Here is a 20,973-nt window from a genome sequence, read left to right as displayed (position 1 = left end):
AAAGATTGTATGCAGTAGCGCGGCAGAAGCGCGGCGCGTTACAGAAGCACCCCATCCTCACGCTTTCGGCGAGAAACAAAGATAATCTCTCATAGCCGCGTTGAGGCGAGGGATTAAACTCGCTAGCGTCTCGGCAAGACAGACGAGCGTGCGCCCAACGAGGCGCCTGTGAGGGAACATGGCTCAGACCACAGTCCATGCCGGAGGCAGCGCGCCGGCAGCACCGACACCTCACGAACCTTGGTACAAGGTCCTCTACATCCAGGTGCTGATCGCCATCGCGCTTGGCATCCTGCTCGGATATCTGCACCCCGAATGGGGCAAGTCCGTCAAGTGGTTGGGCGACGCCTTCATCGCCCTCATCAAGATGATGATCGCACCGATCATCTTCTGTACCATCGTCCACGGCATCGCCTCCATCGGCGACCTGAAGAAGGTCGGCCGCGTCGGCTTGAAGGCCCTGGTCTATTTCGAGGTTGTCTCCACCATCGCGCTTCTCATCGGTATCCTCGTCGGTGAAGTGGTGAAGCCGGGAGCCGGTTTCAATGCCGATGTGACGAAGCTCGACGGTAAATCGGTCGAGAAATACGCCAAGATCGCGGCCGACGATTCCGTCACCGGCCATATCATGGCGCTGATCCCGAAGAGCTTCTTCGACGCCTTCGCCACAGGCGACCTGCTTCAGGTCCTGCTGATCTCTATCCTCACCGGCGTCGTGGTGACCGGCATGGGCAAGCGGGGCGAGGCCATCACGCACGCCATCGACACGGCGGGCCAAATCTTCTTCCGGATCATCGGCCTCGTGGTGAAGCTTGCCCCCATCGGTGCCTTCGGCGCCATGGCCTTCACCATCGGCCAGTATGGCATCGGCAAGGTGATCGATCTCGCCTGGCTGGTTGGCACCTTCTACGTCACGGCCTTCTTGTTTGTGGTCCTGGTCCTTGGCGGCATCGCACGGGTGGCCGGCTTCTCGATCTTCAAGTTCCTGGCCTACATCAAGGACGAACTCCTCATCGTGCTCGGCACCTCGTCCTCCGAGACGGTGCTGCCGCACATGATGACGAAGATGCGCCGCCTGGGCGCCTCGGATTCCGTCGTGGGCCTGGTGATTCCCACGGGCTACTCGTTCAACCTCGACGGCACCAATATCTATATGACCCTGGCGACGCTGTTCCTGGCCCAGGCCGTGGGCGCCGACCTGTCGTTCGGCCAGTACGCCACCATCATCCTGGTCGCGATGTTGACCTCGAAGGGGGCCTCGGGCGTCACGGGTGCCGGCTTCATCACTCTTGCGGCCACGCTCAGCGCCATCCCGAACAATCCGGTGCCGGTGGCCGCCATGACCCTGATCCTGGGTGTCGACAAGTTCATGTCGGAGTGCCGGGCCATCACCAACCTGATCGGCAACGGCGTCGCCACGGTGGTGGTCAGCCGCTGGGAGGGTGAACTCGACCAGGAGAAGCTGAACCAGGTCATGGCGCATCCCTTCTCCATCGGCACCGACATCTCGGATCATGCGCCCAACATGGACCAGGAGTCCGCTCCCCGTCCGGCCGTCGCCGCACAGTAGCTCCGCATCGTGGATCCTGCGCGCCTGCGCATTGGGATAGACCTCGGCGGCACCAAGATCGCCGGCATCGCCCTTGATGCCGGCGGAGCCGTGCGCGCCGAGGCGAGGATCCCGACCCCGCGAAACGATTACGACGCCACCCTCGGCGCGATCGTGGCGCTGGTCCGTCGCCTGGAGCGGGACGCCGGAGGCGTCGGCAGCGTCGGTATCGGCATGCCGGGGGCCATCACCCCCGGCAGCGGCCTCGTGAAGAACGCCAACTCGGTCTGGCTAAACGGCAGGACTTTCGTCATCGATATCGAGGCACGGCTCGGCCGACCGGTCCGCGCCGAGAACGATGCCAATTGCCTTGCGGTCTCCGAGGCGGTGGATGGCGCGGGTGCCGGGGCACGGGTCGTCTGGGCGATCATCCTCGGGACCGGCGTCGGCTCCGGCATCGCCATCGACGGGGTGGCCCTATCGGGTGCCAACCGCATTGCCGGTGAATGGGGCCACAACCCGCTTCCCGCGCCGCGCGACGACGAACGGCCCGGCCCGTCCTGCTATTGCGGGCGGCACGGCTGTATCGAGACCTGGCTTTCTGGCCCCGGCCTCGCCGCCGATCATGCCCGCCGTGTCGGTGCTCCGGCGGCGACCGGTGAGGCGGTGATCGCCGCTGCGCACGCCGGTGATGCCATCGCATCCGAGAGCATCGCCCGCTATCGGGAGCGTCTCGCCCGCAGCATCGCCGGCGTCATCAACATCCTCGACCCCGACATGGTGGTCCTCGGCGGAGGCTTGTCGACGGTGCCGGAACTGACCGCCGATCTCGACGCGCTTCTTCTTCCGCACGTCTTCTCGGATGAGTGCAGAACACCGATCCGGGTGAGCCACCACGGCGACGCATCCGGCGTGCGGGGTGCAGCCTGGTTATGGGGCATCCCCGTCTGAACCTCTCCCCATCGCGCCCCGCAGCCGGTATGGACGGGGACAATCACACAACGACGTGAGCGTATTCCCATGACGAGTCTGGCCTCCCTCGATCCCGCCGCCCGCGACGCGCTTCATGCGAAGACCCGCGAGGCCTACGAGGCCTTCAAGAGTCGCGGCCTCAAGCTCGACATGACCCGTGGCAAGCCGGCGCCGGAGCAGCTCGACCTGTCCAGCGCGATGATGTCGTTGCCCGGCAACGGCGATCATTTTGCCGAGGCGGGTGACGATGCGCGCAATTATGGCGGCCTCCAGGGTCTGCCCGAGGCGCGTGCCCTCTTCGCGCCAATGGTGCAGGCGCCGCCGGCCCAGATCGTCATCGGCGACAATTCGAGCCTCGCGCTCATGCACGATTGTATCGCCTGGGCCCTGCTGAAGGGCGTGCCCGGCTCGGTGAAGCCCTGGTCGAAGGAGGAGGAGCCGGTCTTCCTCTGTCCCGTTCCCGGCTACGACCGCCACTTCGCCATCTGCGAGGCCCTGGGCATCCGCATGCTGCCCGTCCCCATGACCGGCCAGGGGCCGGACATGGACGTCGTCGAGAAACTGGCCGCCGATCCGGCCGTGAAGGGCATGTGGTGCGTGCCGAAATACGCCAATCCGAGCGGCGAGACCTATTCCGACGAGACTGTCCGGCGCCTCGCTTCCATGGAGACCGGCGCCCCCGACTTCCGCCTGTTCTGGGACAACGCCTACACCGTCCACCACCTCACCGCGACGCGCCACCCCCTCGCCGACATCCTCGCCCTCTGCGGAGAGGCTGGCCATCCCGACCGGCCCTTCATCTTCGCCTCGACCTCCAAGGTGACCCTGGCGGGAGCGGGCATCGCCATGTTCGCCTCCTCCCCGGAGAACGTACGCTGGTTCCTCGGCCGCTCTTTCTTCCGCACCATCGGGCCGGACAAGCTCAACCAGCTGCGCCACGTCCGCTTCCTGAAGGACATGGCCGGAATCGAGGCGCATATGGAGAAGCAGCGTGCGCTCATCGCGCCGAAATTCCAGGCCGTCCTCGATGCTCTGGAGGCCCGCCTCGGCGGAACCGGCGCGGCGACCTGGACGAAGCCCGAAGGTGGCTACTTCATCACCGTCGATACGGTGGACGGCGCGGCGCAGCGGACCGTGGCGCTGGCCAAGGAGGCCGGCATCGCCCTGACGCCCGCCGGCGCGACCTCCCCTTACGGACGCGACCCGCATGACCGCACCCTGCGCCTCGCGCCGACCTTCCCTTCGCTCTCGGACGTGAAGGCGGCGGCGGAGGGAATCGCCCTCTGCATCCTCCTCGCCGGACTCGAGACCGAGAAGGCGGCCTGACGCAAGCCGCCACTCATGGCGCATCCCTCCGCCCCGCCCGGGCGGGGGGAGCTGCCCGGGACGCGCATCGAAGCATCTGCCTAAGGCGGGGACTTTACCGGGGCCGCCCCATCCCGCTCATTCGTCGCAGATACGACAGGCCGCGATCCTCCACCATATATTGGCGGACGGTCTGAACGTTCGTGGGATCGGGTGGTGAAGGGGGCTCTCCCGGCCTGCGACAGGGCGGGAGACGTCACCGCCCCGAGGCGGCGGTGACAAGGAAGCCGAGCCCTATGGCCTCAGCGGAAGCCGCCGACCCTGCGGTCGCGCTTGCGCTCGGCGGCAGGTTGATACGCGATCTCGGCGTGGTGGGTGCAATAGGGCAGGCCGGTGATCGAGCGGTCGCCGCAATAGTGGAACTCCGGCGATGTCGGATCGCCCAGCGGCCAGCGGCACATGGACTCGCGCAGATCCATGATGGTCACGCGCTTGGACACGGCCAGCGGCATGCTCGGGGCGGCGACCACCGCATTCGTCTCGGGAAACAGCAGGCTCGGCGCGGCGACGGGCTCGGCCGCGAGTTCCACGACGTTGTCGGCTTCGGCTTCGCGGATTGCCGGCTTCTTGCGGCCGTTGCCGGGCGAATCCGCCGCTTTCACGCGGCCCGACAGACCCAGCCGGTGGACCTTGCCGATGACGGCGTTGCGGGTGACGCCACCGAGCTGCGCGGCGATCTGGCTCGCGCTCAGTCCCTCGTCCCAGAGGCGCCGCAGTACCTCGACACGCTCGTCCGTCCAGCCAGCACCGGTATCCGTCATCGCCCCCTCCGACATCCGCTCGATTCCCCCGACCGACACGGGACGATCCCTGCGACACCTCGCATGGCCACTCCGTCCGTTGCCATACGGATGGTGGTCGCGCAGGGCACCCTTACGACGACGACCGGAACCGTACAGGACGCCTCGACACGGATGCAAGAGCACCCGGAAGGAGGGGGGGACTTTCCACCGGCAAACCGTCGGGGGCGTCCCGCGCGCACTGCGAAAGAGTCGGCCGGGACGCGGCTCCTCCGTGACGGCGAAGGCGTGATCCCTCGTTCACCCCCGGCCGCGCCGCCCGCTGGCCAAGCTTCCCCTTGACCTGCGGCGGGATCGGGCGAGAAGCGCGTATTTCAGCACGAGCCGAGTAGCGAGAGGCAGGTCATGGCCGCGACCGATCCGACCGAGGGACGCCGCTCCGGCGAGGTGCCGCCGCGCCTCGAGACGCGCGGGCTCAGCGTCGAGTTCGGCCGCAAACACGCCCTCGACGACGTGTCCCTCGCAGTCCGGGCTGGAGAAATCATCGCGCTTCTCGGTGATTCCGGTTGCGGCAAGAGCACTCTGTTGCGAGCGGTGGCGGGCCTCGAACAGCCGAGCGGCGGGCTGGTCCTGCTCGATGGTCAAGCGATGAGCGCCCGGGTGCCGCCGGAGGAGCGCGGCGTCGGCCTGATGTTCCAGGATTACGCCCTGTTCCCCCATCTCACCGTCCTGCAGAACGTCCGCTTCGGTCTTCACCGGCTGCGCGCCGATGAAGCCGATGCCGTCGCGAAGGCGCGGCTGGAGCAGGTCGGCCTCGCCGACCGGGCCGCGAGCTATCCCGGCTCGCTCTCGGGCGGGGAGAGCCAGCGCGTGGCACTCGCCCGTGCCCTGGCGCCGGGGCCGCGCGTGCTGCTTCTCGACGAGCCGTTTTCGAATCTCGACCGGCGCAACCGCGACAGGGTGCGGGCCGATACGCTCTCGGTCCTGCGCGTCACCGGCGCCACCGCGCTCCTGGTGACACACGATCCGGAGGAGGCCTTGCTGGTGAGCGACCGCATCGTCCTGATGCGGGGCGGGCGCATCGTCCAGATCGGCACCGGGGCTGAACTTTATCGCCGCCCCGTCTCGTGGTTCGCCGCGAATTTCTTCGGCGATCTCATCGCTTTCCCCACGCGCTGCTTCGACGGCGCTGCGGTGACGCCTTTCGGCGCGTTTCCGGCGCCGGGGATCGAGGACGGTGCGCCGGTCACCGCCTGCGTCAGGCCCGAGGCGATCGGGCTGGGGCACGCAGAATCCGGTCATCCGGCGCGGGTGATCCGGCGGCGTTTCCTCGGGCCCGTCGTGGAGTTGACCCTGGCGGCGGATGGATTTCCCGAACCGTTCCGACTCACGGTCTCCCAAGAGACATCGGCGGGGGAGGGCGATCGTGTGGGCCTGACCGTTGCGAAGGGAGCGGGGCTGGTTTTTGCCGCCGGACTGGATTAACCGAGCCTCGCTGTTCGTACCCGGCAATATCCAGAAGTATAGTTTTTAACAATGATAAACTGAGGACATAAGTCTTGCTTTTCTCGCGAAGATGCGGCCCAGAACCGCTCATTGCGAGAAGAGGGATGGACGTCATGGTCGGTTGGGTCTCGAAATGTCTGATCGGCGGTGCGACCGCCTTCGCCTGGATCGCCGGAGCGACCGCCGCCGAGGTCAACATCTACACCACCCGTGAGCCTGGCCTGATCAAGCCCCTGCTCGATGCCTACACCGCCAAGAGCGGCGTCACCGTCAACACCGTCTTCGTCGAGAAGGGCCTCGCCGAGCGCGTGGCCTCCGAGGGCGAGCGGTCTAAGGCAGACGTGCTCATGACCGTCGATATCGGCAATCTCATCGAACTCGTGGATCGCGGTCTGGCACAGCCGGTTCGTACGGAGACCCTGGAAGCCGCTGTCCCGGCCCCCCTGCGCGATGCCGGTGGTCTCTGGTACGCCCTCTCCATGCGCGCCCGTGTCGCCTATGCCGACAAGGACCTCGCGGAGAAGGCCCTGACCTACGAGGATCTCGCCGACCCGAAATGGAAGGGCAAGCTCTGCCTGCGCGCGGGCCAGCACCCTTACAACACGGCGCTCATCGCCCATTACATCGTCAAGCACGGGCCGGATAAGGCGAAGGAATGGCTGACCGGTGTGAAGGCCAATCTCGCGCGCAAGCCGGCCGGCGGCGACCGTGACGTAGCCCGCGATATCCTGGCCGGAACCTGCACCGTCGGTCTCGGCAACTCGTACTATGTCGGGCTGATGCGTTCGGGCAAGGGTGGCCCGGACCAGCAGAAATGGGGCGACGGGATCAAGGTCGTGCTGCCGGTCTTCACGAGCGGTGGCACCCATGTGAACGTCTCCGGCGCCGTCGTCGCGAAAGGCGCGCCGAACCGCGACGAGGCGGTCAAGCTTCTCGAATACCTTGTCTCGGACGAAGGCCAGGGCCTCTATGCGAAGGCGAATTTCGAGTATCCGGTGAAGGCGGGAGCGCCGATCGACCCCCAGCTCACCGCGCTGGGCCTGCTGACCATCGATACCGTGCCCCTGGCCGAGATCGCCCGTAACCGGAAGGCCGCGAGCCTGCTGGTGGATACGGTCGGCTTCGACAACTGAAGCCCAGGCCGATGCGGGTGGCCGCCGAACTGGCCGGATCGGAGGCCGCGCTCGGCACGGACGTCGTTCCGCGCCCGGCCTCGCGCCTGCGCGCCGGGCCTCTCGCCTGGGCGGCGGGAGCGCTGGCGCTCGCCGCCCTGATCCTGAGCCCGGTCGTATCCCTGACGCTGACGGCGGCGGGGGGATCGAGCGAGGTCTGGCCGCATCTCCTGGCGCATGTCCTGCCGCAGGCGACGCTCACCACGGCGTTGCTCCTCGGCGGCGTTGGCCTCCTCGTCGTCATGCTCGGGGTCGGCTCCGCCTGGCTCGTCTCGGCCTACGAGTTCCGGGGCCGCCGCTTCCTGGAAATCGGGCTGCTGCTGCCCCTGGCGGTGCCGACCTACATCGTCGCCTTCGCCTATCTCGACCTGCTCCATCCCATCGGCCCGGTCCAGAGCACCCTGCGCGAGCTTCTCGGCGTGGCACGGCCGAAGGATCTGCTGCTGCCGGAGATCCGGTCCCTGCCGGGCTGCATCCTGCTCCTCGGCTTCGTGCTCTACCCTTACGTCTATCTGCCGACGCGGGCGCTTTTCGTGATGCAGGCGGGCACTCTCATCGAGGCGGCGCGCATCCTCGGGCGTTCGCCGACGGCGGTCTTCGTCCATGTCGCCTTGCCGCTGGCGCGCCCCGCCATCGCCCTCGGCACCAGTCTCGCCCTGATGGAGACGGTCAACGATATCGGCGCCGCCGAATTCCTGGGCGTGCGGACACTGACGGTGCAGGTCTACGCCACCTGGATCAACCGGTCCGACCTGCCCGGCGCGGCGCAGATCGCCCTGGTCATGCTGGCGATGGTGCTCCTGCTGCTGACGGCCGAGCGCTGGGGACGGCGTGGGCGCGGCTATGCCGGCACGGCCCAGCGCCAGCGCGGCATGGCCCGCCATCGCCTGTCCGGTGCTGCGGCCACGGCCGCCTTGTGCCTCGGCCTCTTCCCCATCGCCATCGGCTTCCTGATCCCGGCGGCCTATCTCGTCCATTCCGCCATCGCCCGCGTCACCCGGCTCGGATTTCCCCGAGGCGTCATCGCCGAGGCGGGAAACACTCTGCTCTATGCCGGCCTCGCTACCCTGCTCGCGGCAGCCTGCGGGTTCCTCGTCGCCGCCGGCCCCCGCCTGGTCGCGCGGCGCTTCGGGCAGGGGCTGATCCGCATCGCCGCCCTCGGCTACGCGCTCCCCGGGGCGATCCTGGCGATCGGGCTGCTCGGCCCGCTGGCGCTCGCCGATGCCTCCCTGTCCCGCATCACGACGGCGCTGTTCGGCGTCGCTCCGGCGCTCATCGGCGTCGGTGCGGGTGGCGCTCTCGTCATCGCCTATCTTGTGCGCTTCCTCGCGGTCGGTGTCGGAGCCTGCGAAGCAGGCCTGGCGAAGGTTCCGAGCTCCCTCGGGGAAGCCGGGCGCATGCTCGGCCGGGGCCCCGTCGGCACGCTGATGCGCGTGCACCTGCCGATGACATGGCCGGCCGTGCTCAGCGGCGCGCTCCTCGTCTTCGTCGACTGCGTCAAGGAACTGCCGGCGACCTTGCTCCTGCGCCCGCTCAACGTGGAGACCCTCGCGACACACCTCTACGGGGAGGCGGTGCGGGGCACCTACGAGGACGGCGCGGTCGCCGCCCTGCTCATCGTGGTCGTCGGCCTGATCCCGGTGGCGTTGCTCATGCGCCTGGGCTCGGCGGAGAACGCCCCGAGGGGCGGATAACGTCCCGGACCGCATCCCGTCGGAGGGGAGGCGAGGACCGTCTCCGGTGGCGAGCTGCCGACCCCCCCTCTGATGCCGGCTTAGCGAGAAGGCGACAGAGGCCCTTGACGGGCGAGTGGGCCTCGCCCTAGAAGGCCCTCGGTCCGGGTGCGTAGCTCAGCGGGAGAGCATTCGCTTCACACGCGAAGGGTCACAGGTTCGATCCCTGTCGCGCCCACCATTCCCTCAAGCCGCAGCGATAGCCGGCACGAGGGCATCCACCGCCCCCACCAACTCATCGAAATGCTGGATCACCCGCGTGGGGCCGAGTTGCTCCACCGGCAGGTCGGTATAGCCGAACGGCACCGCGATGACCGGGATCCCCGCCGCCTTGGCCGCGTCGATATCCGCGCGTGAATCTCCCACCATGACGGCGCGCGAGACATCGCCCTTGGCCTGCTCGACGGTCAGAGTGATATGGGCCGGGTTCGGCTTGTAGACCGGGAAGGTGTCGCGGCCGCAGATGGCGGCGAAGCGTCCGGCGACGCCGAGCTCCTGCAGAAGCTGCTTGGCGTGGGCCTCGACCTTGTTGGTGCAGACCGCCAGCAGGAAGCCTCGTGCGCTCAGCGCATCGAGCGCCGCCTCGGCACCGGGGAACAGGTAGGAATGCTCGCTGAGATGCCGGCCGTAATGGTCGAGGAAATCGACGAAGAGCGTCTGCAGGCGGGCGTCGTCGATGGGTTCGCCTGCGGCCTCGAAGCCGCGCTGGATCAGTGCTTTCGCCCCGGCGCCGATCATGTCGCGGGCCCGGTCGAGGGGGAGAGTCGGCAGTCCCTCGCGGGCGAGGATCGCGTTGAGGGTCCCGACGAGATCGCCCGCGGTCTCGGCGAGGGTTCCGTCGAGGTCGAACACGACGATGGGCGGCAGGCTTGGCATGGGGACTCGCAAGGTTGGTGGATTGGCGACGGGAGATCTCGGGCAGGGGTACGGACGCCGCGGGCCGGGAAAAATCCGATGCACACGCAAAGGCTTAACGCACAGGTCGGGCTGCTTTCCGTGCCACGATGCTGTAGAATCCGGCCATGATGCGATCAAGGCCGCCGCGAGCGGGTCACGGTTGCGCCGCAAGGCCGCTATAGGGAGGCGGCCGCGAGATTCCCTCTGCAAGATTCATCTGTCTGCATCAGGACATGAAGGCGACCATGCGTTCGACACTGCCGACCGACCGTGCGTTCATATCCGCCGTTCCCGCCGCCTCCACTCGTTCGTGGCGAGCCATGGGATGCCGGGCAGGGATCGCGCTGGCCCTTCTCGCCTTTACGGCCGCGGGTGCCCGCGCCGCCTCCTTCGAATTCGTCCCCGCGCCGCAGATCGACCTCAACCGGGTCTACCGCGTCGACAAGGTCACGGGCGAGGTCACCTCCTGCCAGTACGGGCTGCGCGAAGGCGCGGTGGGCAGTGTCGGCCTCACCGTCTGCTACGGCTCCGGCGAGGGCGCCAGCGCCCAGGCCCCCTCCGAATACGGCCTCGTCGCCTCCCGCCACACTCGCGAGGCCGGGGTGTTCCGGGTGAACTACCGCACCGGTGAGATGAGCATCTGCTACGTCCAGCTCCAGAAGGAAGCGGTTGTCTGCACGGCTCAGGCGAACCCGGCCGCCAACGGTCCCGAAGAAGCCGTGGCCACGGGACAGGCACCCGGCCGCGCCGGGCCCAGCGCCACGCCGCCCCAGAACACCCGCCCCTGACGGGCATCGCCGCGCATGTTCGGCGACAGCCGCGTTGGACGGCGTTGCCAGCCGTGCTAGGGCCACCGGACTTTCAGCGGCCCAGCCCGTAGCCCGAGAGCCCGCCCATGCATCTCGCCCCCTCCCTCCCGATGAACGGGGCTTCCTCGTGAGCGGTCCCGACCTGCGTCGCGCCGCCGCCGCCCGCGCCCTCGATCTCGTCGAGGACGGAATGCGGCTCGGCATCGGGACCGGCAGCACCGCCAACGTGTTCGTGGAGTTGCTCGGCGCGCGGGTGCGTGACGGGCTCAAGGTCACGGGCGTCCCGACTTCGGAGGCGACGCGCATCGCCGCCGAGCGCGTCGGCATCCCCCTGGCCACGCTCGAAGACCTGCCCGAACTCGACCTCACCATCGACGGTGCCGACGAGATCGATGCACGGATGCGCTTGGTGAAAGGCGGCGGCGGTGCGCTCCTGCGCGAGAAGATCGTGGCTTTCGCCAGCCGCCGCATGGTGGTGATCGCCGACGCGGCGAAATCGGTGACGACCCTCGGCGCGTTTCCGCTGCCGGTGGAGGTCAATCCGTTCGGGCTCGGCGCCACCCGCATCGCCGTGGCCCAGGCCATCGAGACCGCCGGTTGCACGGGCGACCTCGTCCTGCGTGCCGGCCCCGGCGGTACGCCCTTCGTGACCGATGGCGGCCATCTCATCCTCGACGCCCATCTGAAGGCCATCGCCGATCCCGAACGCCTGTCCGCCGCGCTCTGGGCGGTGCCCGGCGTGGTCGAGCACGGTCTGTTCCTCGGCCTCGCCACCGGCGCTGTCCTGGCGGAGGCCCGTGACGGGCAGGCGCACGTCACCTGTCTCGGCGCGGTCTGACGCGCCTCCACCCTCCTTCGATATCCTGATCGACACGCCTTTCCGGAGCGTTCGCCATGTCCCGCCGCCTCTCTTCCGTCCTGACCGGCTCCATTCTCGCCGCACTGCTCGCCGCCTCGGTTCCGACGATCGTGCACGCCCAGGCGCAGAAGCCTACCGCGCCGGCCAAGCCCGGCGCCAAGCCCGCCGCGCCGGCGCCGTCGACGCCCGCCGCCCAGCAGCCGACCTACACGCCGAACCATCTGGCGCTGGCGCGTGAGGTCACCCTCAGCTCCGGTATCGCCCGCTCGTTCGATTCGATTCTTCCGGCCTTCGGCCAGCAGATCAAGCAGGCGGCCATCACCCGTCCGGACTTGACCAAGGACCTCGATGAGGTTCTCACCTCCCTGGCGCCGGAGATGGAACTGCAGAAGCAGATGATGATCGAGACGGCCGCCAAGATCTACGCGAGCCGCCTGTCCGAGGCCGAGCTCACCGAGATCGTCGCCTTCTTCCATTCGGCGGCGGGCAAGCGCTACGTCGAGACCCAGCCGCAGGTGCTCGACGAGATCGTCCAGGCCATGCAGAACTGGACCCAGGGCGTGTCCGAATACATGATGGTCCGCGTGCGTGCCGAGATGGGTAAGCGCGGCCACGAACTCCAGTAATCGCCCGGTCCGCCCGTCTCCGATGTTCGCTCTCCCACCTCGATCGGAGACGGTCGCGCTTCTGCGCACCGCCGGTGCCGTCACGCTCGCCATCCTTCCGGTGGCGATGGCGCTTGCCAACCGGTCGAGCCCGACCGTCGTCGGCCTCGCCGCATTGTTCTTCCTCGTCGCGGGGCTGATCGAGGATGCGCGCGCTACGACGCGGTTCGTGGCGAGGCCCCTCGCCACGCCGATCGGTCTTGCCGCCCTCGGCTTCGTCGTCTGGTCGCTGGCCAGCATCGCCTGGAGCCCGGCGCAGGATCTGTCCTGGCGCAACATCCAGGAATTCCTGCCGACAATCGCTGGGGCCTATCTCCTCGCCCGCCTCGCGCCCGGGAACATGCCGGCCTTCACGCCCCGGCTCGCCGCCTGGTCCATCGCGCTCGCCGGCCTGTACATCGTCGTGGCCCTGGCCGCCCACCTGCCTCTCCATCGGGCGATGGGCTCCCGGGTGGCGCTGTTCGTCTTCAACCGTCCCGCCCTGACGATCCTGCCCGTGATGGGGCCCCTGGCCTATCTCCTCCACCGGCGCGGGCAGGGAATCGCGGCACTCCTCGTGCTCGTGATCGGTACCGGGGCGATCCTGCGATCGATCAGCGGCGCCGCCGCCCTGGGGCTCGCAGCCGGCGCCGTCACGGCCCTCATCGCCGTCCTGACCCCGCGGCGGGTCGGGCTCGCCATTATGGGGGCTGTGCTGGGCCTCGCCCTCGTCCTTGCACCGGTGGAGGGGGATATCCTCCAGAAAGTGATGCCCGATGCGGTCCACGAACGGCTCGTGCAGAGCAGTTCGCGGGCACGGGTGGCCATCGCCCGCAGCTTCGGCGCGGCCGTGGCCCTCGATCCCTGGAGGGGTGCGGGTTTCGGGATCTCCGCGCGGTTCATCGATACGCCTGTCGCCGCACGGATCGAGCCGGGACTGCGGCCGATGCTGGCGGTGGGCCACCCGCACAACATCTTCCTGCAGATATGGGCCGAACTCGGCATCGTCGGCGCCGGCCTTGCCAGCGCGATCCTGATGATGATGCTGGCGCTCATCGCCCGCATGCCCCGCGGCGAAGGCGTGGTGGCGCTCGGCCTCGTGGGCTCCTGCACGGCGGTGGCCTTCGTGGAGCACGGCGCCTGGCAGGGCTGGTGGATCGCGGCCCTCGGCGCCGCTGTCGCCTGGACACGCGAGGCCGGGATGGAACCCTACCGCTGCGACCGCTCTGACCGATCTCAGGCCGCTTCGGCTTCGACCCGGTTGCGGCCGGAGGATTTGGCGCGGTAGAGGGCGAGATCGGCACGTTTGAGCATGTCTGCCGGGCCCTTGTCGTCGACATGGCGGCACGCCACCCCGATGGAGACGGTGACGTGGATCTCCCGTGTCTCCTGGTCGATCAGGAACGGGACGGCTTCGATGCGCTCGCGGATACGCTCGGCGATGACATGGGCGGCCTCCGGCTCCGCGTCGGGCAGGATGATGACGACCTCTTCGCCGCCATAGCGAGCGACGATGTCGACGACGCGGGTATGAAGGCGGATACGGGCGGCGAAGGCGCGGAGCACCTCGTCGCCAGCCTCGTGACCGTAGGTGTCGTTGATCGCCTTGAACCGATCGATATCGAGCATCAGCATCGAGACGGCACGGTGGCGCAAGGCGGCGTCGTCGAACAGCACCGCGAGATGGCTGTCGAGGTAGCGTCTATTGTGGAGCCCGGTGAGCCCGTCAGTGACGGCCATCTCCATCGAGGCCTGGACGGCACCGCGCAGGGTGTCCGAGAAACGGCTGCGCCGCACCTGGGTGCGCACGCGGGCCACGAGTTCGTTCCGGTCCACCGGGCGCATGAGATAGTCGTGCACGCCGAATTCGAGGCCCCGGATCACCCGTGCCTTGTCGTTCTCCTCCGCGATCATCATCACCGGCATGGTGCGGGTACGGTCGAGGGACAGGACCTGGCTGCAGAGGCGCAGGCCGTCGAACCCCTGGAGGTCGAGGCTGACGAGAGTCAGTTCGAAATCCCCCTCGGTGGCGAGGACCATCGCGTCGTGCGGGTCCGCCACGACCGTGACCCGATGGTGCAGGTTCAAGGCCGCCGAAAGCCGCTCCGCCGAGTTCTTCCGGTCCTCGACCAGCAGGATCGACGCGTTCTGGCCGTCCCCGGCGGCGGCGAGGGCCAGGGGATCGCCGATGCCGAACTCCCGCGAGGCCAGCGCCCTGTCGCGAAGCTCATCGGTGACCGCCTTCAGCCGGACGAGGTTCCGCACCCGCGCGAACAGGGCGGTGTCGTCGATCGGTTTCGTCAGGAAGTCGTCGGCCCCCGCGTCGAGGCCGCGCAGCCGGTCCGACGGCTGATCGAGGGCCGTCACCATCACGACGGGGAGATGGGCGGTGGTCGGGTTGCGCTTGAGGCGCCGGCACACCTCGAAACCGTCCATGCCGGGCATCATCACGTCGAGCAGAACGAGGTCGCACAGGCCCTTCTCGCAGATCGAGATGGCATCTGGCCCGTTCATGGCCGCCAGAACGTCGAAATACTCGAGGGACAGCTTCGTCTCGAGCAGCTTCACGTTCGGAAAGAGATCATCGACGATCAAGATGCGGGCCGACATCGTTCCTCGCGGATTCTAACGGGTTCGACGGGGCGGCCCTGTGGACGGTGGCCCTCATCAACGGGCTCCGTCGCCGAGGTAGAGGCGGACGGTGGCGAGAAACTTCGCCACGGAGATCGGTTTCGAGAGATAGGCCTCGCAGCCACCTTCACGGATGCGCTCCTCGTCGCCCTTCATGGCGAAGGCCGTGATGGCGATGACGGGGATATGCTTGAGGTCGTCGTCTTCCTTCAGCCATTTGGTAACTTCGAGGCCGGAGACCTCGGGAAGCTGGATGTCCATCAGGATCAAGTCGGGCCTGTGGGCGCGGGCGAGTTCGATCGCCTCGATCCCGTTGGCCGTCTTGAGCGTCGCATAGCCGTGCCCCTCCAACAAATCGTTGAAGAGCTTCATGTTGAGTTCGTTGTCCTCGACGATGAGCACGGTCTTCGGCATGGCTCATTGTTCCCGGCAGGCTGGCGGCGCATTCTGGAAGGACCGACGTCCCGCTCGATGAGAACCTAAGGGATACATGTTGACGAAACGCAAATCCGACCGTCCCGAAGAATCCGCCGAGCACCTCGCCATCTCGGTGCTCGGATGGCTCGCGGAGGACGGCGACAGGCTGCTGCCCTTCATGGCCTCCTCCGGTCTGACACCCGACACGTTACGGGAAAGCGCCACCGATCCGGCCTTCCTCTCGGCGGTCCTCGACCATCTCATGGGCGACGAGGCGGTACTGATCGCCTGCGCCACGGCTCTCGACGTGAAGCCCGAACAAATCGCCGCGGCGTGGCGCCGTCTCGGGCCGGCCGATCCGGATGCCGAGTTCGGGTGAGGACGAAGCTCGGCAACGTAAGGGTGTCCTCCGCGCCCTGCGAGCCGCCCCCGCCGACCGCCCTTTACGGGCATCGGAAGGCGTCGGGTCTCACGGCTTGCATTCGGCCTCGGTTTTTGCGTCGGCCTTGTGGAGGTCGAGGCGGCTGAGGTCGCCGGCGATGGTGAAGTCGCCGTAATTGAGGCTGAGCCCGCCGCTAACGCCGTTCTCGTAGAGGAGGAAGGTGAGGGTGTAGACCGGGGTGCGCTCACCCTGTCCGGGGGTGAAGTAGCTCAGGGTCACCGGCCAGCGCCGCATCGCCGCCATTTCCGCGTCCCGCAGGGGCTTGTCCCTGTCGGTGCCGCCATCCTTGGCAGGCTCTTCGGCGGTGATCGGTTTGCCGATCACCGCGAGCGTGTCGAAGATCTTGCGGCCGTCGTCCGACCCGTCGAACACCCTGGCCGACATCGTCGTCTCGCCGGCCTGTGCCGCCTCGATCATGCGGCGCATGTGGAGCGTCGGGAACAGCACGGAGCCGTTCTCGGTGTACTGGTCGCGCTTGGGCTCCTTCAGCTTCACCTTCAGAGCGTCCGCGCCGCTCTCTGCCGTGCCATCCACCGAGGTCGATGCGCTGCCGTTGAGCACCGTGTTGGTCTTGAAGCGGAAACTGTGCCCGTCGCCGCCCTCGAAGGTGGTGTTGCGCAGATCGGAGAGGCGCTTGCCGGTCTCGCCGCTATCGAGTTCCGTCACCTGACGGGTCTGCATCGTGTAGCCCTTGCAGGCATCTCCGCTGAAATCGAGGACGATGCGTCCCCGTGCGCTCTCGACCGCCCGCGCCCCCCGGCTTTCCGCCAGAGACAGGTCGTAGACCGCGCGGTGGCCGGCCAATCGCATCGGCGCCGCCTCGGCGATGGCCGTAGAGGCGGCGATGGCGCCGAAGGCGATGGCGAGGGTAGAGTTTGGCAACCGCATGAGGTCTCCCGATGGACGCGCCGGTCGAAGCGAGAGGCGTGCCGATGCGCCGTCACAGATAGGGGGGCTATGCCGTAGCGGCAACGGCGGCGGTTTGCGCCGCCTCCTCGATGCCGGGAGCGTCTCGGAACCGCCCGTGCCGGATGAAGCGTAGCGAAGCGGTGATCGCGGCGCGGTTCAGGATCATCAGGTCGTGGGTGGTGTGGAGGGTGAGGTGGTCGCTCATGCCGGAGACCCGCGTCCGCGCCACGCTCACGCGCCCGTCATTGGGGCGGGGCAGGATCAGGAAGGATTCGATGAGCCAGACCGAGCGGTCCGCCGCAATGACCCCCAGGGGAAAATCGACATCGCCGAGGAGCGTGGTGAGGGCTTCCGAGCGGTGTGTGGTGAGTTGTGCGCCCGCCGGCCCGAAGAACAGCCGGTATGGCCTCATCCGATGGAGAAAGTCCGCCACTTCACTTCCGCCGTTCGGCGGTCCCAGCATCACCACACGGCCGAGATTGGCCGGGCGATGCCGGGTGATGATCCCCCGCGCCACGAGCCCGCCCATCGAATGGGTGACGAAATGCAGGCGGCGGAGGCCGGACGCGAACGCCGTCACCTGGGGCGCAGCGCCCTCGACGATCGTCTGGATCGTGGCTTTTCGCCCGGGGTAATCGATATTGAGAGTGCGGTATCCCTCGGCGCGAAAGGCGCGCTCCATCCTCCCGAGGGAGGCCGAGCGCCGCGCGATGCCGTGAAGCAGTACGATGCCCTCGGCACCGTCTGTCTTCCTCGCGTCCGCGCTCCTGCCGTTGAGGTCGACTGGCGAAGCCGTCATCGGGTTGCTCCCCGCAGCACTGCGCCCGACACTCGTCGGGGCGGCGGTCGAGGTAGTGCCGGCGGTCGCCATGACGCAAGCGGGGAAACGCACGATGCCGGCCACACTCGCGTGAGCGACCGAACCGACGACCGTCGGCTGCTGGCCGGCCATCTCGCCCTCTTCGTCGCGCTCTATGCCGGATACGGGGCGCTCTCGCCATTCCTGCCGCTGTTCCTCGAACGGCGCGGGCTGCCCGCGCATGAGATCGCTTGGCTCCTCGCCCTCGCGATCCTGGTGCGGATGGTGGCGGGACCGCTCGCCGGCTGGATCGCCGACCGGCGGAGGATCGTCCGCCCGGTCCTGGCCGGTGCGGCCGTGCTCGCGGGGCTTGCCGCCTTCGGGCACCTCGCGGTGACGGAATTCGCGGCCCTGCTCGTCGTCGGCCTCGCCTATGCCGTCCTCACCGCCCCCCTGGCGCCGTTCAGCGACGCCCTCGCCCTGGCCGCCTCGCGAAACGGCCGCCGCTTCGTGTACGGCTGGGTGAGGGGCGCCGGCTCGGCCGCCTTCATCCTCGCGACGAGTCTGGTCGGCTGGCTTGTGCCTGGGCTCGGGATCGAGGCCGCGATCCTGGTCGGGGGCGGTCTCTTTGTCGCCGCCGGTCTCGCTGCGAATGGACTTGAGACGAGCGGACCGCCGGAGGTGGTGGCCAGACCAATGCGGCGGCGGGGCTTCTCGGAGTTGCTGGTGAACCGGCGTTTCCGTGGCGTCGTCTTGGCGGCCTCCCTGGTCATGGGCGCGCATGCCATGCACGATGCCTTCGCGATGATCCTGTGGAGCCGGAATTCCATCTCGGCCGGAATCGCTGGCCTGCTCTGGTCGGAGGCGGTGGCGGCGGAGATCCTCGTCTTCCTCCTCGCCGGGCCGTGGATCCTGAGGCGGCTGGATCCGGGCCGGGCGATCGGGCTGGCAGCCGTCGCCGGCGCATTGCGATGGGGGATCAGTGCCGAGACCGTGGCACTCCCGGCGCTCGTTGCGATCCAGTGCCTGCATGGGCTCACCTTCGCGCTCCTGCATCTCGCCTGCCTGAAGGAGATCGGTCGCTGCGTGCCGCAGGACCTCACCGCCATGGCCCTGACCCTCTATGGTTCGCTCGGCCTCGGCCTCTCCTCAGCCTTGTTCACGCTTGCGTCCGGTCCGCTCTTCGCCGCTTACGGGGCTTCGGGGTTCTGGGTCATGAGCGGGGTCAGTCTCGCGGCCCTTCCGGTGGCGGTCCTTCTGGCGCGCGGCGAGCAGTCGCGATCGGGCGAGAGAGTACATAGATAGAACATGGTTCCCATGCAGAAGAGCCCATGCCCAGCGTCGCCGATATCCTGATCCCGCTCGCGCTCGACAACGCCTATAGCTACGCCGTGCCCGCCGGGCTGGTCCTGTCGCCGGGCGATGTCGTGCAGGTGCCGCTCGGGCCGCGTGAGACGGTGGGTGTGGTCTGGCAGGTGGCGGAGAGCCCCGGCGGCTCCAACCTGCGGCAGGTGACGGGGCGAATCGAAGCGCCGCCCTTGTCCGACCCGTTGCGCGAACTCGTCGATTGGCTCGCCCGCTACACCCTGGCGCCGAAGGGCTCGGCTCTCGCCATGGCCCTGCGCCTGCCCGATGAGGCAGCGCGCGGCGAGACCTCGCGGATCGGCGTGCGCGGTTCGGGCAAGCCGCCCGCCCGGCCGACCGCGGCGCGGATGAAGGTGCTGGCAGTCACCGCCGATGGGACGATGCGCGGCAAGAGCGCGCTCGCCAAGGAGGCGGGCGTCTCGCTCAGCGTGGTCGACGGCCTCATCGATGATGGCGCCCTCGAAGCCGTGGCTCTGGCACCGGAGCCGGTGGCGCTCCCGCCCGATCCGGACCACGAGCGCGTCCCCCTGTCGGAGGCGCAAGATCAGGCGGCCCGTGACCTCATCGGCCTGGCCTTTCCCGCGCCGGAGGATGCGAAGGCGCCGACGATCCTCCTCGAAGGCGTCACCGGCTCGGGCAAGACCGAGGTTTACTTCGAAGCCGTCGCCGAAGCGGTGCGGCGCGGGCACCAGGCCCTCATCCTGATGCCGGAAATCGCCCTGACGGCGCAGTTCCTCGACAGGTTCGCCGAGCGGTTCGGCGTGCGCCCAGCGACCTGGCACTCGGGTATCGGCTCGAAGCGCCGCGAGCGCCTGCGCGCCGGCGTGGCGGCGGGCGAGGTCTCGGTGGTGGTCGGCGCGCGCTCCGCCCTGTTCCTGCCCTTCACCGATCTCGGCCTCGTCATCGTCGATGAGGAGCACGAGGCGGCTTACAAGCAGGAAGACGGCGTGCATTACCACGCCCGCGACATGGCGGTGGTGCGCGGCCGTCTCGAGAACTGCCCGGTGGTCCTCGCCTCGGCGACCCCCTCCATCGAGACCAAGGTCAATGCCGAGAAGGGGCGTTACGCCCATATCGTCCTGCCCGAGCGGTTCGGCGGGCGGCGGCTGCCGGACATCCATGCCATCGACATGCGCCTCGACAAGCCGGAGAAGGGCCGCTTCCTCGCCCCGCCCCTGGTCAACGCCGTGCGCGCCACCATCGAGGCCGGCGATCAGGCGCTCCTGTTCCTCAACCGCCGTGGCTATGCACCGCTCACCCTGTGCCGGGCCTGCGGCCACCGCTACCAGTGCCGCAACTGCTCGACTTGGCTGGTGGAGCATCGCTTCCGCCGGGCGCTGGTCTGCCACCAATGCGGCTATGCCGAGCGCCGGCCCGACGCCTGCACCGAATGCGGCACGTTTGACAACCTGACCCCCTGCGGTCCGGGGGTGGAGCGCATCGCCGAGGAGGTGGCCGAGCTGTTTCCCGACAAGCGCGTGATCGTCCTCTCCTCCGACTTTCCCGGCGGGGCCGAGCGCCTGCGCGCAGAGTTGCAGAGCGTGGCGGATGGGGAATGCGACATCGTCATCGGTACCCAGCTCGTCGCCAAGGGCCACAACTTCCCGCATCTGACCCTGGTCGGCGTGCTCGACGCCGATATCGGCCTGACCTCCGGCGATCCGCGTGCGGCCGAGCGGACCTTCCAGCTGCTCCAGCAGGTGACGGGCCGTGCCGGGCGTGGCGACAAGCCGGGCCGCGCCCTGGTCCAGACCTACCAGCCGGATCATCCGGTGATCGCGGCTCTGCTTTCGGGCGATGCCACCCGGTTCTACGAGGAGGAGATCGCCTCGCGCGAGGCCGCCGGCCTGCCGCCGTTCGGGCGGCTCGCCGCCCTCATCGTGTCGGCAAACGAGCGCGAGGTGGCGGAAGCGCATGGACAGGCCTTGGCGCGGACCGCCGAACCGCCGGAGGGAATCATGGTGCTGGGGCCGGCCGAGGCCCCTCTCGCGCTGATCCGAGGACGCTACCGGTTCCGGCTGCTGGTGAAGACCGAGCGGGCCGTCGATCTTCAGGCCTACCTGCGCGACTGGCTAGGGCGCGGGCCGAAGGTTCGCGGCAACGTGAAGGTCGCCATCGACGTGGACCCCCAGAGTTTCCTATAAGTCTGGTCCGACGTTCGCAT

General features: G+C 68.4%; 19 protein-coding genes and 1 tRNA gene. 14 read left to right on the top strand and 6 right to left on the bottom strand.

The features are described 5' to 3' along the window. Positions 1–178: 178 nt before the first annotated feature. The 3 genes from ASF26_RS12715 to ASF26_RS12705 all read left to right on the top strand — a co-directional run bounded on the left by ASF26_RS12715 (position 179) and on the right by ASF26_RS12705 (position 3,847). A complete protein-coding gene (locus tag ASF26_RS12715; protein WP_056254347.1) occupies positions 179–1,570 on the top strand; it encodes a dicarboxylate/amino acid:cation symporter in 1,392 nt (463 codons plus the stop codon). Between the two features lie 9 nt (positions 1,571–1,579). Further along, positions 1,580–2,500 carry an ROK family protein gene (locus ASF26_RS12710; RefSeq protein ID WP_056254345.1) on the top strand — a complete coding sequence of 307 codons (921 nt, stop codon included), beginning with the start codon at positions 1,580–1,582 and terminating at the stop codon, positions 2,498–2,500. Positions 2,501–2,569: 69 nt separating this feature from the next. Continuing rightward, positions 2,570–3,847 (top strand): aminotransferase, encoded by a 1,278-nt coding sequence (locus tag ASF26_RS12705; RefSeq protein WP_056254341.1) that lies wholly within the window; start codon positions 2,570–2,572, stop codon positions 3,845–3,847. A gap of 281 nt (positions 3,848–4,128) precedes the next feature. Here the strand turns inward: ASF26_RS12705 and ASF26_RS12700 are convergent, their stop codons facing one another. Next, positions 4,129–4,662: a GcrA family cell cycle regulator gene (locus ASF26_RS12700; protein WP_082477631.1), complete on the bottom strand. Its 534-nt coding sequence runs from the start codon at positions 4,660–4,662 to the stop codon at positions 4,129–4,131. Between the two features lie 369 nt (positions 4,663–5,031). On the opposite strand from ASF26_RS12700, the gene ASF26_RS12695 reads away from it, so the two are divergent. The 4 genes from ASF26_RS12695 (at position 5,032) to ASF26_RS12680 (ending at position 9,218) form a co-directional block, all read left to right on the top strand. Next, positions 5,032–6,111, top strand: a complete 1,080-nt coding sequence (locus ASF26_RS12695) for an ABC transporter ATP-binding protein (RefSeq protein WP_200925924.1) — start codon at positions 5,032–5,034, stop codon at positions 6,109–6,111. A 125-nt stretch (positions 6,112–6,236) separates the two neighbouring features. After that, entirely contained in the window at positions 6,237–7,265 is a 1,029-nt protein-coding gene (locus ASF26_RS12690) for an extracellular solute-binding protein (RefSeq protein WP_056254337.1), read from the top strand. Positions 7,266–7,276: 11 nt separating this feature from the next. Continuing rightward, positions 7,277–8,998, top strand: a complete 1,722-nt coding sequence (locus tag ASF26_RS12685) for an iron ABC transporter permease (RefSeq protein ID WP_082477615.1) — start codon at positions 7,277–7,279, stop codon at positions 8,996–8,998. Between the two features lie 145 nt (positions 8,999–9,143). Beyond that, positions 9,144–9,218, top strand: a tRNA-Val gene (locus ASF26_RS12680). A gap of 5 nt (positions 9,219–9,223) precedes the next feature. Here the strand turns inward: ASF26_RS12680 and gph are convergent. Continuing rightward, positions 9,224–9,913: a phosphoglycolate phosphatase gene (gene gph / locus ASF26_RS12675; protein WP_056254332.1), complete on the bottom strand. Its 690-nt coding sequence runs from the start codon at positions 9,911–9,913 to the stop codon at positions 9,224–9,226. A gap of 341 nt (positions 9,914–10,254) precedes the next feature. Here gph and ASF26_RS12670 point away from each other — a divergent pair, with 341 nt between their 5' ends. From ASF26_RS12670 to ASF26_RS12655, 4 genes are all read left to right on the top strand, one after another. Further along, a complete protein-coding gene (locus ASF26_RS12670; RefSeq protein ID WP_056254328.1) occupies positions 10,255–10,722 on the top strand; it encodes a hypothetical protein in 468 nt (155 codons plus the stop codon). 148 nt (positions 10,723–10,870) lie between these two features. Next, entirely contained in the window at positions 10,871–11,581 is a 711-nt protein-coding gene (rpiA, locus tag ASF26_RS12665; protein ID WP_056254325.1) for a ribose-5-phosphate isomerase RpiA, read from the top strand. A 56-nt stretch (positions 11,582–11,637) separates the two neighbouring features. Beyond that, entirely contained in the window at positions 11,638–12,228 is a 591-nt protein-coding gene (locus tag ASF26_RS12660) for a DUF2059 domain-containing protein (RefSeq protein WP_018045232.1), read from the top strand. A gap of 22 nt (positions 12,229–12,250) precedes the next feature. Then, positions 12,251–13,534 (top strand): O-antigen ligase family protein, encoded by a 1,284-nt coding sequence (locus ASF26_RS12655; RefSeq protein ID WP_056254317.1) that lies wholly within the window; start codon positions 12,251–12,253, stop codon positions 13,532–13,534. Here the strand turns inward: ASF26_RS12655 and ASF26_RS12650 are convergent. Both ASF26_RS12650 and ASF26_RS12645 read right to left on the bottom strand, forming a co-directional pair. Continuing rightward, positions 13,483–14,856, bottom strand: a complete 1,374-nt coding sequence (locus tag ASF26_RS12650; RefSeq protein WP_056254311.1) for a PleD family two-component system response regulator — start codon at positions 14,854–14,856, stop codon at positions 13,483–13,485. The two genes, ASF26_RS12655 and ASF26_RS12650, sit on opposite strands and share 52 nt — an antisense overlap. A 57-nt stretch (positions 14,857–14,913) precedes the next feature. Next, positions 14,914–15,291, bottom strand: a complete 378-nt coding sequence (locus ASF26_RS12645) for a response regulator (protein ID WP_018045229.1) — start codon at positions 15,289–15,291, stop codon at positions 14,914–14,916. A gap of 76 nt (positions 15,292–15,367) precedes the next feature. Between ASF26_RS12645 and ASF26_RS12640 the strand changes: the two genes are divergently transcribed. Then, positions 15,368–15,673, top strand: a complete 306-nt coding sequence (locus ASF26_RS12640; RefSeq protein WP_018045228.1) for a DUF3572 domain-containing protein — start codon at positions 15,368–15,370, stop codon at positions 15,671–15,673. Between the two features lie 90 nt (positions 15,674–15,763). Here ASF26_RS12640 and ASF26_RS12635 read toward each other — a convergent pair whose 3' ends face one another. Further along, a complete protein-coding gene (locus ASF26_RS12635; protein ID WP_156462981.1) occupies positions 15,764–16,624 on the bottom strand; it encodes a cell envelope integrity EipB family protein in 861 nt (286 codons plus the stop codon). Between the two features lie 67 nt (positions 16,625–16,691). Then, complete coding sequence (locus ASF26_RS12630; RefSeq protein ID WP_056254865.1) at positions 16,692–17,444, bottom strand: alpha/beta fold hydrolase; 753 nt, start codon at positions 17,442–17,444, stop codon at positions 16,692–16,694. Positions 17,445–17,555: 111 nt separating this feature from the next. On the opposite strand from ASF26_RS12630, the gene ASF26_RS12625 reads away from it, so the two are divergent. Then, entirely contained in the window at positions 17,556–18,749 is a 1,194-nt protein-coding gene (locus tag ASF26_RS12625; protein WP_056254309.1) for an MFS transporter, read from the top strand. A gap of 26 nt (positions 18,750–18,775) precedes the next feature. Then, positions 18,776–20,953, top strand: coding sequence for a primosomal protein N' (locus ASF26_RS12620; protein ID WP_056254307.1), 2,178 nt, complete (start codon positions 18,776–18,778; stop codon positions 20,951–20,953). Positions 20,954–20,973 lie beyond the last annotated feature (20 nt).

Origin of the sequence: Methylobacterium sp. Leaf93 (assembly GCF_001422345.1) — a bacterium.
GTDB classification, from domain to species: domain Bacteria; phylum Pseudomonadota; class Alphaproteobacteria; order Rhizobiales; family Beijerinckiaceae; genus Methylobacterium; species Methylobacterium bullatum.
The sequence above is the reverse complement of the archived record's forward strand: the minus strand, read 5'-3'. Positions and strand labels throughout refer to the sequence as shown.